General features: G+C 60.0%; 11 protein-coding genes. 9 read left to right on the top strand and 2 right to left on the bottom strand.

Going from position 1 to position 12,653, the window contains the following annotated elements:
- Positions 1-14: 14 nt before the first annotated feature.
- The 4 genes from GKKCFE_RS22770 to bfr all read left to right on the top strand — a co-directional run bounded on the left by GKKCFE_RS22770 (position 15) and on the right by bfr (position 3,740).
- Entirely contained in the window at positions 15-1,016 is a 1,002-nt protein-coding gene (locus tag GKKCFE_RS22770; RefSeq protein WP_003186012.1) for a DNA-directed RNA polymerase subunit alpha, read from the top strand.
- A 42-nt stretch (positions 1,017-1,058) separates the two neighbouring features.
- Positions 1,059-1,445 (top strand): 50S ribosomal protein L17, encoded by a 387-nt coding sequence (gene rplQ / locus GKKCFE_RS22765; RefSeq protein ID WP_003186009.1) that lies wholly within the window; start codon positions 1,059-1,061, stop codon positions 1,443-1,445.
- A gap of 224 nt (positions 1,446-1,669) precedes the next feature.
- Positions 1,670-3,118: a catalase gene (locus GKKCFE_RS22760; RefSeq protein ID WP_076383443.1), complete on the top strand. Its 1,449-nt coding sequence runs from the start codon at positions 1,670-1,672 to the stop codon at positions 3,116-3,118.
- 157 nt (positions 3,119-3,275) lie between these two features.
- On the top strand, positions 3,276-3,740 hold the full coding sequence (gene bfr, locus GKKCFE_RS22755; RefSeq protein ID WP_025215751.1) for a bacterioferritin: 465 nt from the start codon (positions 3,276-3,278) through the stop codon (positions 3,738-3,740).
- Positions 3,741-3,863: 123 nt separating this feature from the next.
- Here bfr and uvrA read toward each other — a convergent pair whose 3' ends face one another.
- Complete coding sequence (uvrA, locus tag GKKCFE_RS22750; protein WP_445577124.1) at positions 3,864-6,698, bottom strand: excinuclease ABC subunit UvrA; 2,835 nt, start codon at positions 6,696-6,698, stop codon at positions 3,864-3,866.
- Between the two features lie 179 nt (positions 6,699-6,877).
- Between uvrA and GKKCFE_RS22745 the strand changes: the two genes are divergently transcribed.
- Together GKKCFE_RS22745 and GKKCFE_RS22740 are read left to right on the top strand one after the other, a co-directional pair.
- On the top strand, positions 6,878-8,275 hold the full coding sequence (locus GKKCFE_RS22745; protein ID WP_076383444.1) for an MFS transporter: 1,398 nt from the start codon (positions 6,878-6,880) through the stop codon (positions 8,273-8,275).
- 9 nt (positions 8,276-8,284) lie between these two features.
- Positions 8,285-8,803 (top strand): single-stranded DNA-binding protein, encoded by a 519-nt coding sequence (locus GKKCFE_RS22740; protein ID WP_047229766.1) that lies wholly within the window; start codon positions 8,285-8,287, stop codon positions 8,801-8,803.
- A 107-nt stretch (positions 8,804-8,910) separates the two neighbouring features.
- Here GKKCFE_RS22740 and GKKCFE_RS22735 read toward each other — a convergent pair whose 3' ends face one another.
- Positions 8,911-9,465 (bottom strand): cysteine hydrolase family protein, encoded by a 555-nt coding sequence (locus tag GKKCFE_RS22735; protein WP_139049050.1) that lies wholly within the window; start codon positions 9,463-9,465, stop codon positions 8,911-8,913.
- Positions 9,466-9,561: 96 nt separating this feature from the next.
- Here GKKCFE_RS22735 and GKKCFE_RS22730 point away from each other — a divergent pair, with 96 nt between their 5' ends.
- From GKKCFE_RS22730 to GKKCFE_RS22720, 3 genes are all read left to right on the top strand, one after another.
- Positions 9,562-10,554 (top strand): GlxA family transcriptional regulator, encoded by a 993-nt coding sequence (locus GKKCFE_RS22730; protein ID WP_445577123.1) that lies wholly within the window; start codon positions 9,562-9,564, stop codon positions 10,552-10,554.
- Between the two features lie 201 nt (positions 10,555-10,755).
- Positions 10,756-11,865 carry a DUF3182 family protein gene (locus GKKCFE_RS22725; protein ID WP_445577122.1) on the top strand — a complete coding sequence of 370 codons (1,110 nt, stop codon included), beginning with the start codon at positions 10,756-10,758 and terminating at the stop codon, positions 11,863-11,865.
- Positions 11,855-12,613, top strand: a complete 759-nt coding sequence (locus GKKCFE_RS22720; RefSeq protein ID WP_047229762.1) for an alpha/beta hydrolase family protein — start codon at positions 11,855-11,857, stop codon at positions 12,611-12,613. The genes GKKCFE_RS22725 and GKKCFE_RS22720 overlap by 11 nt, the downstream gene beginning before the upstream one ends.
- Positions 12,614-12,653: the final 40 nt, after the last annotated feature.

Here is a 12,653-nt window from a genome sequence, read left to right as displayed (position 1 = left end):
AAATAGGTGCATCCATGCAGATTTCGGTAAATGAGTTCCTGACACCCCGCCATATTGATGTGCAGGTTGTCAGTCCAACCCGCGCCAAGATCACACTCGAGCCTCTCGAGCGTGGTTTCGGCCACACCCTGGGCAACGCGCTGCGCCGCATCCTGTTGTCCTCAATGCCCGGCTGTGCAGTAGTCGAGGCCGAGATTGACGGTGTGCTCCATGAGTACAGCGCCATCGAAGGTGTACAGGAAGATGTAATTGAAATCCTGTTGAACCTTAAAGGTCTGGCTATCAAGCTGCACGGTCGTGACGAAGTTACGCTGACCTTGTCGAAGAAGGGTTCGGGGGTGGTTACCGCTGCCGATATTCAGCTGGATCATGATGTCGAGATCGTTAACCCCGATCACGTAATCGCTAACCTGGCGTCTAACGGCGCCCTGAACATGAAGCTCACCGTAGCTCGTGGTCGTGGTTATGAACCGGCAGACTCGCGTCAGAGCGATGAAGACGAAAGCCGCAGCATCGGTCGCTTGCAGCTCGACTCTTCGTTCAGCCCGGTTCGCCGTATCGCATACGTGGTGGAAAACGCCCGTGTCGAACAGCGTACCAACCTGGACAAGCTGGTTATTGATCTGGAAACCAACGGTACCCTGGATCCTGAAGAGGCCATTCGCCGCGCTGCAACCATCCTGCAACAGCAGTTGGCTGCGTTCGTCGACCTCAAGGGTGACAGTGAGCCAGTGGTTGTCGAGCAGGAAGACGAGATCGATCCGATCCTGCTTCGCCCGGTTGACGATCTGGAACTGACTGTACGTTCGGCTAACTGCCTTAAGGCGGAAAACATCTACTACATCGGCGACCTGATTCAGCGCACCGAAGTAGAGCTGTTGAAGACTCCGAACCTTGGCAAGAAATCCTTGACTGAAATCAAGGACGTTCTGGCCTCCCGCGGTCTGTCCCTCGGCATGCGCCTCGACAACTGGCCGCCTGCAAGTCTTAAGAAGGACGACAAGGCGACTGCCTGATCGTCGTAATCACCGAACGTTGTGTTTGGTAAGGAATGAACCATGCGTCATCGTAAAAGTGGTCGTCACCTGAGCCGCACCAGCTCGCACCGCAAGGCCATGTTCCAAAACATGGCGGTGTCGCTGTTCGAGCACGAGCTGATCAAAACTACACTGCCGAAAGCCAAAGAACTGCGCCGCGTTGCTGAGCCGCTGATCACTTTGGCCAAGACAGATAGCTTGGCTAACCGCCGTCTGGCTTTCGACCGTACTCGTTCGAAAGCTATCGTTGGTAAGCTCTTCAACGACCTGGGCAAGCGTTACGCTACCCGTGAGGGTGGCTACCTGCGCATCCTCAAGTGCGGTTTCCGCGCTGGCGACAACGCGCCTATGGCGTACGTCGAGTTGGTTGATCGTGCTACCAGCGGTGAAGCTGTATCCGCTGAGTAAGTCGGCAACATACAAAAAACCGGGCCTTGTGCCCGGTTTTTTGTGCCCGGTCAAAAAGTGGCAGTCACCTCTGTTGGCTGGCTTGCGCTTGGCAATGCGACAGCATTAGATAATGACTATCGATGTCCATGATTTAATGAATTTGGATACTGTCATTAACATGATCAATACTCCTTTCCAGCCGATTAGCCGGCAGTTTGAAGACCGACCTAGGAAGATTGAGCATGAGCCAGACCAAAACGCTTACGACCGCCAGCGGCGCTCCTGTCGCCGATAACCAGAACTCTCGCTCCGCTGGCCCGCGTGGCCCGCTGTTGCTCGACGACTTCCACCTTATCGAGAAGCTCGCTCACTTCAATCGCGAGAACATTCCCGAGCGCCGTGTACACGCTAAGGGATCGGGCGCTTACGGCACATTTACCGTAACCCGGGATATCACCCAGTACACCAGCGCCAAGCTGTTTGAGTCGGTCGGCAAACAGACCCCGACGTTCCTGCGTTTTTCCACCGTGGGTGGCGAGCGTGGCTCTGCCGATACTGAGCGCGACCCACGCGGTTTTGCCCTGAAGTTCTACACCGAAGAAGGGAACTGGGACATCGTGGGTAATAACACCCCTGTGTTCTTCATCCGCGATCCGCTGAAATTCCCCGATTTCATCCATACGCAGAAGCGCCTGCCCCAAAGCAATCTGAAAAGTGCCCAAATGATGTGGGATTTCTGGTCGCATTCGCCCGAGGCTTTGCACCAGGTCACCATTCTGTTCTCTGATCGTGGCATTCCCGATGGCTACCGTCACATGCACGGCTTCGGCAGCCACACCTATAGTCTGATCAGCGCCGAGGGTGAGCGTCACTGGGTGAAATGGCACTACAAGACCAAGCAAGGGATCAAGAACCTGACGCCGGCTGAAGCTGCACGCCTGGCGGGCACCGACCCGGATTACGCTCAGCGTGATCTGTTCAATGCGATCGAGCGTGGCGATTTCCCGAAGTGGAGCGTCTGCATCCAGATCATGACCGAGGCCCAAGCGGCGGCCCATTACGAGAACCCGTTCGACGTGACCAAGACCTGGTCGCAGAAGGAGTTTCCGTTGATCGAGGTCGGCGAGCTGGAACTCAACCGTAACCCGCTGAACTACTTCGCTGAAGTTGAGCAGGCAGCGTTCGGGCCGAGCAATATGGTTCCAGGGGTTGGCCTTTCGCCAGACCGCATGCTGCAAGGTCGTGTATTCGCCTACGCTGATGCGCACCGCTACCGTGTGGGCACCAATCACCAGCAATTGCCAGTCAACGCCCCGCGCAGCCCGGTCAACACTTACCAGCGCGACGGAGCCATGGCGTTCGGCAGCAATGGCGGTGCGGCACCGAACTACGAGCCCAACAGCTACGTCGAGGCCCCCAAGCAGGCTCCGCGTTATGCTGAACCGGCCCTGGCGCTCGGTGGTTCGGCAGACCGTTACGATCACCGTGAAGATACCGACTACTACAGTCACGCCGGTGCGCTATTCCGCTTGATGAATGATGCGCAGAAAGCGCTGCTGATCAGCAACATCGCGGGTGCGATGGCTGGTGTATCGGCGGATGTCGTCGATCGTCAGTTGCAGCACTTCTTCAAAGCGGATGTCGCTTACGGTGAAGGCATCGCGAAAGCGTTGGGCGTACAGCTTAACTAAGTCTAAACGAGAAGCAGAACCGCCCTCAATTGGGCGGTTTTTGCGTTATTTAACCGGCTTTTCTCGGATTTTCTTCGCTTTTATTGCGATAGGCGAGTGACCTTGCGGTCAGCTTGGTTCAAACTAGAGCCTTCAAAGCTTGTGGAGATGTAGGGCGATGCAAGGTCACCCAGACGTAATCGATTACCTCAACACGCTGCTGACAGGCGAACTGGCAGCCCGTGATCAATATTTCATCCACTCGCGGATGTACGAGGACTGGGGTTTTACCGAGCTCTACGAACGTATCAACCATGAGATGGAAGAAGAGGCCCAGCACGCCGATGCGTTGATGCGCCGGATCCTGATGCTCGAAGGTACGCCACGCATGCGCCCGGATGATCTGGACATCGGTACTACGGTGCCAGACATGCTCGCGGCCGACCTGCGCCTGGAATACAAAGTCCGTGCCGCGTTGTGCAAGGGCATTGAGCTCTGCGAACAGCACAACGATTACGTGACCCGCGAGATCCTGCGCATCCAGCTCAACGACACCGAAGAAGACCATACCTACTGGCTCGAGAAGCAGCTGGGCCTGATCAAGTTGATAGGCCTGGAAAACTACCTGCAGTCGCAGTTCTGATTGCAGGGAAAGGGAACGCAGAGCGTCCCAAGCTGCATTCCCACGCGGAGCGTAAGAGCGATCAAACAAAAAAGCCCCTGTCATTGATGAGATGACAGGGGCTTTTTCGTGGCCGGGGAGAAATCAGTCCCGGTCACGCTCCAGCAGCGGCTTGAGGTAGTAGCCAGTGTGCGACTGCTTCATCTCGGCCACTTCCTCAGGCGTACCCACCGCGATGATCTGACCACCCTTGGAGCCGCCTTCCGGCCCCAGGTCCACCAGCCAGTCCGCCGTCTTGATCACATCCAGGTTGTGCTCGATTACCACCACGGTGTTGCCATGGTCGCGAAGGCGATGCAGGACGTCGAGCAATTGCTGGATATCAGCGAAGTGCAAGCCCGTGGTCGGCTCGTCGAGGATGTACAGGGTCTTGCCGGTATCACGCTTGGACAGCTCGCGAGACAGCTTGACCCGCTGGGCCTCGCCGCCGGACAACGTCGTTGCCGATTGCCCAAGCTTGATGTACGACAGCCCCACATCCATCAGCGTCTGGAGCTTGCGCGCCAGGGCCGGCACCGCGTCGAAGAACACCCTGGCCTCTTCGATGGTCATCTCGAGGGTTTCGTGGATATTCTTGCCCTTGTACTTGATCTCCAGGGTTTCGCGGTTGTAGCGCTTGCTCTTGCACACGTCGCACGGCACATAGATGTCCGGCAAGAAGTGCATCTCGACCTTGATCAGGCCGTCGCCCTGGCAGGCTTCGCAGCGCCCGCCCTTGACGTTGAACGAGAAACGCCCTGGGCCATAGCCGCGTGAACGGGACTCCGGCACGCCGGCGAACAGCTCGCGAATCGGCGTGAACAGCCCGGTATAAGTCGCCGGGTTGGAGCGCGGTGTGCGACCGATGGGGCTCTGGTCGATGTCGACGACCTTGTCCAGATGCTCCAGGCCCTTGATGCTGTCGTGGGCGGCGGCCTCCAGGGTCGTGGCGCCGTTCAGGGCCGTAGCGCTGAGGGGGAACAGGGTGTTGTTGATCAGCGTCGATTTGCCGGAGCCGGACACACCGGTCACGCAAGTCAGCAGCCCAATCGGGATGTCCAGGTCAACGTTGCGCAGGTTGTTGCCACGGGCGCCCTTGAGGCTCAGCGACAGCTTCTTGTTGCGCGGCGTACGCTTGGCCGGCACCTTGATCTTCACCCGGCCCGACAGGTATTTGCCGGTCAGGGAGTCGGGATGCGCCATGACTTCGGCGGCTGTGCCTTGGGCAACGATATGCCCGCCATGCACGCCCGCACCCGGACCGATGTCCACGACGTAATCCGCCAGGCGGATCGCATCCTCGTCGTGTTCGACCACGATCACCGTGTTGCCGATGTCCCGCAGGTGCTTGAGCGTTCCGAGCAGTCGATCGTTGTCCCGCTGGTGCAGGCCAATGGACGGTTCGTCGAGGATGTACATCACCCCCACCAGGCCGGCACCGATCTGGCTGGCCAGGCGAATACGCTGGGCTTCGCCGCCGGACAAGGTATCTGCGCTGCGATCGAGGGTCAGGTAGTCCAGGCCAACGTTCACCAGAAATTGCAGGCGCTCGCGGATTTCCTTGAGGATCTTGTCGGCAATTTCGCCCCGGCGGCCGGTGAGCTTCAAGCCGCCGAAGTAGTCGGTGGCGTCCCCAATCGGCAGGTTGGTCACCGCCGGCAGGGTTTTCTCACCGACCCACACATGCCGCGCCTCTCGACGCAAACGGGTACCGCGGCAATCGGGGCAGGGCTGGGTGCTGAGGAACTTGGCCAGCTCTTCGCGCACGCTGGCCGATTCGGTCTCGCGATAACGCCGCTCCAGGTTCGGCACGATGCCTTCGAACGGGTGGGAGCGTTTGACGATATCGCCACGGTCGTTCAGGTATTTGAAGTCGACACTTTGTGAGCCGCTGCCGTGCAGGATGAATTTCTGCTGGTCGGCGGGCAGCTCGTTGAAGGGTTTGTCCAGGCTGAACTTGTAGTGGGCCGCCAGCGACCCGAGCATCTGGAAGTAGTAGACGTTACGCCGGTCCCAGCCGCGAATCGCGCCCTCGGCCAGGGTCAGTTCGCCATTGACCAGGCGCTTGGTGTCGAAGAACTGCTTGACCCCCAGGCCATCGCAGGTCGGGCACGCGCCGGCCGGGTTGTTGAAGGAGAACAGCTTGGGCTCCAGCTCGCTGATGGCGTGGCCGCAGATCGGGCAGGCGAAGCGCGCCGAGAAGATGATTTCCTCGCCGGGCTCGTCGTCCATCGGCGCTATCAGGGCGATGCCGTCGGCCAGCTTCAGCGCGGTCTCGAAGGATTCGGCCAGACGCTGTTGCAGGTCGGCCCGGACCTTGAAGCGGTCGACCACCACATCGATCGAATGCTTTTTCTGTTTATCCAGCTTCGGCAGTTCGTCCAGCTCGCACAGCTTGCCGTTGACCCGTGCCCGAACGAAGCCTTGGGCGCGCAGTTCTTCGAAGACCATCAGGTGCTCGCCCTTGCGCTCGCGGATGACCGGCGCCAGCAGCATCAACTTGCTGCCTTCGGGCTGGGCCAGCACCAGGTCGACCATCTGGCTGACGGTCTGGGCTTCCAGCGGGATGTCGTGGTCGGGACACCGGGGAATACCGACCCGCGCATACAGCAGGCGCAGGTAGTCGTAGATCTCGGTGATGGTGCCGACGGTTGAGCGTGGGTTGTGGGAAGTCGACTTCTGTTCGATGGAAATCGCCGGCGACAGGCCTTCGATGGTGTCGACGTCGGGTTTTTCCATCATCGACAGGAACTGCCGGGCGTAGGCCGACAGCGATTCGACATAGCGCCGCTGGCCTTCAGCGTACAGGGTGTCGAAGGCCAGGGATGATTTGCCGGATCCGGACAGGCCGGTGATGACGATCAGCTTGTCCCGTGGCAGGGTCAGGTCGATGTTCTTCAGGTTGTGGGTACGGGCCCCACGAATCAGGATCTTGTCCAAAGTGGCCTCGCTCGGCGGGCGTCGAAAACGTAGGAGTATACGGGCAAATACTGGATGGATGCACACTATTGAAAGTGAGTTTGCAGTCATACATGAAGACTGCGCGGCAAACGGTCGCGATATACCCCCTCAATCGATGGGACTGGTAGAATCGCCGCCGGTTCACACGAGGTTTTTCCATGCACGATCCCCACAGCGAACGCATGAGCAGCGGCGAGACACGCGCAGCAAGCGGTCTGGCTCTTGTGTTCGCCTTCCGTATGCTGGGCATGTTCATGGTGTTGCCGGTGCTGGCGACCTATGGGATGGATCTGGCAGGCGCGACCCCGGCCCTCATCGGGTTGGCGATTGGCGCGTACGGCCTGACCCAGGCGATTTTCCAGATCCCGTTCGGGGTCATTTCCGACCGCATAGGCCGGCGTCCCGTCATCTACCTGGGCTTGATTGTCTTCGCCCTGGGCAGTGTGCTGGCGGCCAATGCCGATTCGATCTGGGGCGTGATCGCCGGACGCATCCTGCAAGGCGCCGGGGCGATTTCCGCAGCCGTCATGGCTTTGCTGTCGGACCTGACCCGCGAACAGCATCGGACCAAGGCCATGGCCATGATCGGCATGACGATCGGTCTGTCGTTCGCCGTCGCCATGGTCGTCGGGCCGTTGCTGACCCGCGCCTTTGGCTTGTCGGGGCTGTTTCTGGTCACGGGGGGCATGGCGCTGGTGGGCATCCTGATCGTGGCGTTCATGGTGCCGCGCTCCACCGGGCCGTTGCAGCACCGCGAATCAGGGGTGGCTCGCCAGGCGCTGATGCCGACGCTCAAGCACCCGGACCTGCTGCGTCTGGACCTGGGCATCTTCGTGCTCCACGCCATGTTGATGTCCAGCTTCGTTGCCTTGCCGCTGGCGCTGGTGGAGAAGGCCGGCCTGCCCAAGGAGCAGCACTGGTGGGTTTACCTGACTGCGCTGCTGATTTCGTTTTTCGCCATGATTCCGTTCATCATCTACGGCGAGAAGCGACGCAAAATGAAACGAGTTTTGCTCGGCGCCGTCGTGACGCTGATGCTCACTGAGCTATTCTTCTGGCAGTTCGGCGACAGCCTGCGGGCCCTGGTGATCGGCACAGTGGTGTTCTTCACCGCGTTCAATCTGCTGGAGGCGTCGCTGCCGTCGCTGATCAGCAAGGTTTCACCGGCGGGTGGCAAGGGCACGGCGATGGGGGTTTACTCCACCAGCCAGTTCCTCGGTTCGGCGTTGGGCGGGATCCTCGGCGGCTGGTTGTTCCAGCATGGCGGTTTGTCGGTTGTGTTCCTGGGATGCGCCGCGCTGGCTGCACTTTGGCTGGTCTTTGCTGTTACCATGCGCGAACCTCCGTATGTGACGAGCCTGCGCTTGCCGTTGTCGCCCGAAGCCATCCGCGAAGCAGGCCTGACCGAGCGCCTTAAGGCCGTCGTTGGAGTAACCGATGCAGTGGTGGTCGCCGACGAAGCGGCCGTTTATATCAAACTGGACACCGAATTATTGGATCGCGCGACGCTCGAGCGCCTGGTGAACAACCCGGCCCCGACCACGTGCGAAGCCTAGGAGAACGTTATGGCCCGTGGGGTTAACAAAGTCATATTGGTCGGTACTTGCGGCCAGGATCCCGAAGTTCGCTACCTGCCCAATGGCAACGCTGTGACCAACCTGAGTCTGGCGACCAGCGAACAGTGGACCGACAAGCAGACCGGCCAGAAGGTCGAGAAGACCGAATGGCACCGCGTGTCGATGTTCGGCAAGGTGGCCGAAATCGCCGGCGAATACCTGCGCAAGGGTTCGCAGGTGTACATCGAAGGCAAGCTGCAGACCCGCGAGTGGGAAAAAGACGGCATCAAGCGCTACACCACCGAAATCGTGGTCGACATGCAAGGCACCATGCAACTGCTGGGCGGTCGTCCACAGGGTGACCAGCAGCAAGGTGGCAACAACTACCAGCAGGCTGCTCCGCGTCAGCAAGCACCTCGCCCGCAGTCGGCGCCTCAGCCACAGCGTGAACGTCCAGCGGCTCCGCAACAGGCCGCGCCACAACCGGCTCCGGATTTCGACAGCTTTGATGACGATATTCCGTTCTAAAGCCGCTGGAAGCTCCAGGCAGCGAGCTTCAAGCTAAAAACAAAACCGCGCTTCGGTTTACGAGGCGCGGTTTTTTTTAGCCTTGGATTTGCCGCTTGGGGCATCACTCAGTGGCGGGCAGCCAAAAACTGTTCAGTGCTCACCACATCCGCATAGGCAAAACCCAGGGCCGACATGAAGGCCGCATGCACTTGAGCCGCCGGGACGACGAGCCCATTGAATTCCAGATCGCGGCTGGCACAAGCATCGTGAATCACCGTGACCTCATAGCCCATGTCCGCCGCCGCCCGGGCGACCCCGTCGATGCACATGTGGCTCATGCTGCCGACGATCACCAGATGCTTAATGTCGTGGCGGTCAAGGATGGCTTGCAATTGGGTTTCGCGAAACGAGTTGACGAAGTGCTTGAGCACCACTGGTTCGTCGGTGCGGTTGAGCACTTTGGGATGCAGTTGCGCACCTTCAGAGCCTGGGGTGAAGAACGGTGCGGAATCGGAGGTGAATTCGTGACGGATGTGCACCACCTGATCCGCGGCCTGGCGAAAGGCTTCGATCAGTCTGGCGGCGTTATCGGCGGCCGCTTCGGCACCGACCAATGGCCATTTTCCCTGGGGGAAGTAGTCGTTCTGGATATCGACTACGATGAGCGCTTGCTTGGACATAAGGCTTCCTCGATCAGTGGGGTCTGAAGCCAGTATTGGCTCATGCCACCGGTTTCAGAATGGGCCGTAACGACAATAAGCGAGGGAAAACTGACAATGACGCAGCAAAGGGCAGTCGCTGAGCTCGGGGTGCTCATCTACCCCGGCGCGCAACTGGCGGCGGTGCATGGCTTGACCGATCTGTTCGCCGTGGCGCAGCGGATTGCCGACGAGCAAGCCAGTTCTCAGTTGCCGCGCCTGCGGGTCAGTCATTGGCGAGCGCAGGAGGGAGAAGTGCCGACCCGGGTGTTCGAGAGTTTCGCCGGTCCTCAGGGCAGACTGGTTGCGCTGCTGATTCCACCGTCCATCGCCGGTTTCAGTGAGGGGCTGGTGTCGCAGGCGCTGATGACCTGGTTGCGAGCGCGGCATGCCGACGGCACGGTGCTAGGTGGGGTGTGTGTCGGTTCGATTCTGTTGGCCGAAAGTGGCCTGCTCGATGGGCGCAGCGCCACGACCCACTGGACCTCGGCCAAGACCTTTGCCGCGCGTTATCCGAAGATCAAGCTCGACGCCGACAAGCCCATCGTCGACGATGGCGACCTGATTACCACGGCCGGGCTGATGGCCTGGTCAGAGCTGGGGCTACGACTGGTGGACCGCCTGCTCGGCCCCAGCATCGCCACGCGCACGGCGCAGTTTCTGGTGATCGAACACAGCGACAGCGCCAGCCAATGTGGCAGTAACTTTGCGCCCATCCTCGGACACGGTGACGCGGCCATTCTCAAGGTCCAGCACTGGTTGCAAGGCAGCGGAGCAGTGGACGTTTCCCTCGGCGCCATGGCCGAACAGGCCGGGCTTGAGGAACGCACCTTCCTGCGCAGGTTTCGCGCCGCCACCGGGCTCAAACCTACCGAATACTGCCAGCACCTACGCGTCGGCAAGGCCCGGGAAATGCTGGAGTTCACCAATGGCACCATCGACCACATTGCCTGGACGGTGGGTTATCAGGACCCGGGGGCTTTTCGCACGACGTTCAAGAAAATTACTGGGTTGGCGCCCAGTGATTATCGGACGAGGTTTGGGGTCAGCCCGATGAATGCGCCAAAGTAGTCATCGATCTCTTCGCCACCGTCGCAGTCGTCGTGCAATTTGCCGGATGTCCTCAGGGTGTCGTGCAGAATGAAACAGGCCCGGTGCTATCAATCCTCCCTCAGACGCCCGTTTCGTTGCTCGTCCTGGCTCGCAACACCGTTGGCCTGATCTCTGCACCCCTTTATCTAAAGCCATCGAGCGCAGTTAAAAGGGCACCGCATGACGACGGTCAATCGTAACAAACTGGTAGTGGACCATTCGATCAACCCCCACGCGCCGCTTCATGAGGTCGAAACCAATCGGGCGCTGGCCCGTTGGCTGGCGCAGATTCTCGGCCTTGAATACGGCGGCAGTTATGACCAACAGCATCATGCTGGCCATGATCTGTACTTGCTGCCCACGCAAACCGTCATAGGTGCCGAAGCCGCCCTGCGCTTGGGCGTCAAAGGGCCGGAGGATCTATGGGGCGGTTACGTCGAGCATGATTTTATCTGCACCAAGGCAATCACCCACGGTCTGCTGAACAGGCACGCGGTCGCGCCCTTGGGCTGGTCACCGCTGTTTGCCAAGTTGACCCGGGGGGCGGTGCTCGATGGCGTGACGGTATTTGCGCTCCAGGACGCGCGCCAGGCGGCCGAGCACCTGCTGTACACCGGAGCGATCCGCTTCAAGCCTATCCATGCCTGTGCCGGACGCGATCAGCGGGTGATCAAGAGTCTGGCGCAATTCGATGAAATCGCCGCCGGCCCCGAGGCTCAAGCGCTGTTTCGCGACGGTGTGGTGCTTGAGCAGAATCTTGAGCAGGTCAAGACCCAGAGCGTCGGCCAGAGCTTCATCAACGGCAAGGTCTTGAGCTACTGCGGTGTGCAACATCTGACGCGGGACAGTGAAGGGCTGGAGGTTTACGGCGGCTCGGACCTGTTGGCGGTGCAGGGCGGCTATATTGAATTGCTCAAGCTTGAGCTGCCCGACGATGTACGTGAGGCGGTGCGGTTGGCGCAGGTGTTTGACGATGCCGCCAATCAGGCTTTTCCAACGTTCTTTGCCTCGCGGCGCAATTACGACATCGCCCAGGGCATTGACGTCAGTGGTCAGCCTCGCGGTGGTGTGCTGGAACAGTCATGGCGCATGGGCGGGGCCAGCAGTGCTGAGCTCGCGGCGTTGCAGGCGTTCATTGAGGATCCTACGTCCAGCGCGGTCCGTGTGTCCTCGGTGGAGACCTACACTGACCAGCCCCTGCCCCCTGGGGCCAGGGAGGTCTATCGCGGCCCGGCGCACAATGGTGACTTTCTTCTTAAATACGTAACGGTTCATTCCTATGACGGCTAGAAGCGAAACCATTCAGATCGAGATCGACGACGAATACATGAACGGTACCTTTCTGAGCCCTAAATCCAAGGTTCCAGGGGTGTTGTTCGTCCACGGTTGGGGCGGTAGCCAGGAGCGTGACCTGGAACGCGCCAAAGGCATTGCCGGCCTGGGTTGCGTCTGTCTGACCTTTGACTTGCGCGGGCATACCGGCGGGGCGGGCATTCCGTTATCCCGGGTAACCCGGGAAGATAACCTGCGGGATTTGCTCACCGCCTATGACCGGCTGCTCGCCCATCCAGCCTTGGACACCTCGGCGATCGCCGTGGTGGGCACCAGCTATGGCGGTTACCTGGCGGCGATCCTGACGTTGCTGCGGCCAGTGCGCTGGCTGGCTTTGCGAGTGCCGGCGCTGTATCGCGACGAGCAATGGCACACGCCCAAGCGTGACCTGGACAAGACTGACCTGCTGGATTATCGCAGTACCCTGGTGCACGCCGACACCAATCGCGCCTTGCATGCGTGCTCGCAGTTCACCGGTGATGTGTTGCTGGTGGAATCGGAGACCGACGACCATGTGCCCCACGCGACGATCATGAGCTACCGAGCGGCGTGCCAGCAGACCCATTCGCTGACGCACCGGATCATCGACGGCGCCGACCATGCCTTGAGCGACCCAGTGTCCCAACAGGCCTACACCTCAATCCTGGTGGACTGGATCACCGAGATGGTAGTGGGTGAGCGGTTGAGCATTATTCAGGCGCGGTGATTGCGCTGTGTTCATGCGGCCCTTATCGCGAGCAGGCTCG

Source organism: Pseudomonas sp. E141 (assembly GCF_052659885.1).
This window is presented reverse-complemented; position numbering and strand designations above follow the sequence as displayed.

Bases quoted from the DNA above. Each gene is read 5' to 3' on its own strand.
- GKKCFE_RS22770 (WP_003186012.1), top strand. From the start codon at position 15: ATGCAGATTTCGGTAAATGAGTTCCTGACACCCCGCCATATTGATGTG.
- rplQ (WP_003186009.1), top strand. From the start codon at position 1,059: ATGCGTCATCGTAAAAGTGGTCGTCACCTGAGCCGCACCAGCTCGCAC.
- GKKCFE_RS22760 (WP_076383443.1), top strand. From the start codon at position 1,670: ATGAGCCAGACCAAAACGCTTACGACCGCCAGCGGCGCTCCTGTCGCC.
- bfr (WP_025215751.1), top strand. From the start codon at position 3,276: ATGCAAGGTCACCCAGACGTAATCGATTACCTCAACACGCTGCTGACA.
- GKKCFE_RS22745 (WP_076383444.1), top strand. From the start codon at position 6,878: ATGCACGATCCCCACAGCGAACGCATGAGCAGCGGCGAGACACGCGCA.
- GKKCFE_RS22740 (WP_047229766.1), top strand. From the start codon at position 8,285: ATGGCCCGTGGGGTTAACAAAGTCATATTGGTCGGTACTTGCGGCCAG.
- GKKCFE_RS22735 (WP_139049050.1), bottom strand. From the start codon at position 9,465: ATGTCCAAGCAAGCGCTCATCGTAGTCGATATCCAGAACGACTACTTC.
- GKKCFE_RS22730 (WP_445577123.1), top strand. From the start codon at position 9,562: ATGACGCAGCAAAGGGCAGTCGCTGAGCTCGGGGTGCTCATCTACCCC.
- GKKCFE_RS22725 (WP_445577122.1), top strand. From the start codon at position 10,756: ATGACGACGGTCAATCGTAACAAACTGGTAGTGGACCATTCGATCAAC.
- GKKCFE_RS22720 (WP_047229762.1), top strand. From the start codon at position 11,855: ATGACGGCTAGAAGCGAAACCATTCAGATCGAGATCGACGACGAATAC.